We start from the raw sequence: 2,556 nt of genomic DNA, 5'->3' as shown, positions 1-2,556 counted from the left end.
GCACTTGAATCATGTGTTTGATGGGGATTTTGGAGTTTCTGGTGAATAATTCAGGACCCAATAAGATGGAAAATACAGGACTGATTCCGAAGGCTAACGGCACTAATGAACCGGCGGCTAACCCACCCATGGAACCCATCGTGTCCCCGATTTGCTTAACAAAGTCGATGTGGAAGACCCCACCAATGGCGTAACTCAAGAATGCCTGTGGCAGGAACGTGGCACAAGCGGCCCCGGAAAGAGCACTAACGGCCTTCTTACCTTTTGGCGCTTTGAAGGTGAAGAGGGTCATGACGGCGATAACGGCCAGTAAGACCAGTACCCCTAATATGATCTGCATGATAATTCCTCCTAAGTGGTATGTGGTATGTAGTATCCGTAACCAAACTTACGGGTTAGTCATCCGGAATTGTGATTGACGTCACGTTCCTAACCATGTAAGCCCTATCACTTTACAAATAGAATATTATCATCAATATAAAATCTCTGCATTAAGATAAAGTTAAATCATTAGAATAAAATATTTTTAAATTAAAAAATAATGGCAAAACGATTAGAAACAATCGTTTTGCCATTATTTGATAACTCTCTAAAGTCATGTCGCTCTAGAGATTAGATTAATCCGTATCAGAAGCTCTCGTCGACTGATAACAAATTATCCTCATAATAATTTTATTTAATAACGGTCATGCCGCCCATGTATTTCTGCAAAGGTTCTGGAATCTTAACGGTTCCGTCGGCTTGTTGATAATTTTCCAAGATGGCAGCAACCGTCCGCCCAACGGCTAACCCGGAGCCGTTCAACGTGTGGACGTAATCAACGGTCCCATCGGCCTTCCGGTAACGGATCATCGCCCGCCGTGCTTGGAAGTCCAGGCAGTTAGAGCAAGAACTGATTTCCCGGTAAACGTTTTGTTCTGGCATCCAAACTTCCACGTCGTAAGTCTTAGCGGAAGAGAACCCGGTGTCCCCAGTGGATAACGTGATCACGTGGTACGGCAGCTTCAATTCGCGTAAGACTTCTTCGGCGTTGTCGGTCAGCTTTTCCAATTCATCGTAAGAATTTTCAGGCTTGCAGAACTTCACCATTTCAACCTTGTGGAATTGGTGCATCCGGATCAAGCCCCGGGTGTCGCGACCAGCACTCCCGGCTTCGGAACGGAAGCAAGGGGTCATCGCCGTGAAGTAAGTTGGTAATTGATCTTCGTCCAAGATTTCGTTGGCGTAGTAGTTCGTCAACGGAACTTCGGCCGTTGGGATCAGGGTTTCGCCAGTGGTTTCAACCGTGTAAACGTCTTCCTTGAACTTCGGGAATTGACCGGTCCCAAACATGGTCTTGGCGTTAACCAAGTATGGTGGAATGATTTCGTGGTAGCCTTGTTTTTGCGTGTGCAGGTCTAACATGAAGCAGTAGACGGCCCGTTCCAACTTCGCACCGGCATCTTTATAGTAGACAAACCGTGCACCAGAAACCTTAGCGGCCCGTTCGAAGTCCAGGATGCCTAGGCTTTCACCCAATTCCCAGTGAGCTTTTGGTTCGAAATCAAAGGTTGGAATGGTGCCCCACTTGCGGTCTTCAACGTTGCTGGCGTCGTCGGGCCCAACGGGAATATCATCGGCTGGCAGGTTCGGGAACCGAACTGCCAAGTAGTGTAACCGTTCGGCCACTTCTTCTTGGGCAGCTTCCGTAGACTTAATATCACCATTTAAGGTCTTGACCTTTTGAATCAAGGCTTGGCCTTCGTCGGACTTTGGATCAGCTTGGCTGACCTGCCGGCTCAGATCGTTCTTTTGCTTCTTTAACGTTTCGGCCTTGGTAATCGCATCACGATTTTGTTGGTCAAGCGTTAAGTATTCATCGATTTCGTTAGGATCAACGCCCCGAGTTTGTAACTTGGTTTTTACGATATCAGCATGGGTACGAACATATTTAGGATCTAACATAGACAGAACTCCCTTTCCAAAATGATGATATTAAAAACGCCCCATGACCTGCATATCTACAGGTCATGGGACGTCTGATTAACTAGTCAACGTGGTACCACCCAACTTCGCATCCAAATGAAGATGCGCTCAACGAGTATAACGCCTCACCGTGACCCCTTCGTTCGGGACCATGCGCTTAGATAATGGATTCGACTCGACCGATCAACCAACTCCCAGCAACCGTTGGCTCTCTATGTAACCGGATGAAATCTACTAGTTATCATGTTCGCGCTTTCAATTTACACGTATAATGTACCGCCTCCCCGAGGGGTTGTCAATCACATTTTATAAGACCCCTGCGGTTTTAGAATTTTTTATCAGTCCATTTAAGCGCTTTAATCAAATTTTAATTTAAAACGTAATCGGTTGCGGCTCTAGGCCGTTCGCCGTTCGTTTTTCTAGCTCGATTGACGTGAAAAATCATGTGATTCCTTTTTCAAAAAATATTTTTTATCAGTCGAATTTCCGGGATTTTCAGCCCTAAACGATTTAAATTCAGCTAAATTCACGCTCAATTTGTGCGAGATTTTACAAATCCGCCGCGGCGAGATACCCCCACCGGTACCGACC

General features: G+C 46.1%; 2 protein-coding genes and 1 other annotated feature. Both genes read right to left on the bottom strand.

Annotation, left to right across the window (positions count from 1 at the left end; translation table 11 throughout):
• Positions 1-340, bottom strand: a 340-nt coding sequence (locus tag FD38_RS12490; RefSeq protein ID WP_191982973.1) for a PTS sugar transporter subunit IIC, incomplete at its 3' end; no start/stop codon positions are given.
• Positions 341-672: 332 nt separating this feature from the next.
• A complete protein-coding gene (gene serS / locus FD38_RS12485) occupies positions 673-1,944 on the bottom strand; it encodes a serine--tRNA ligase (protein WP_057734678.1) in 1,272 nt (423 codons plus the stop codon).
• Between the two features lie 63 nt (positions 1,945-2,007).
• Positions 2,008-2,222: a binding site (T-box leader), on the bottom strand.
• Positions 2,223-2,556: the final 334 nt, after the last annotated feature.

Source organism: Levilactobacillus zymae DSM 19395 (assembly GCF_001434115.1).
Classification (GTDB): Bacteria; Bacillota; Bacilli; order Lactobacillales; family Lactobacillaceae; genus Levilactobacillus; species Levilactobacillus zymae.
Note: the sequence above shows the minus strand (reverse complement) of the source record. Positions and strands in the feature narration are given on the sequence as shown.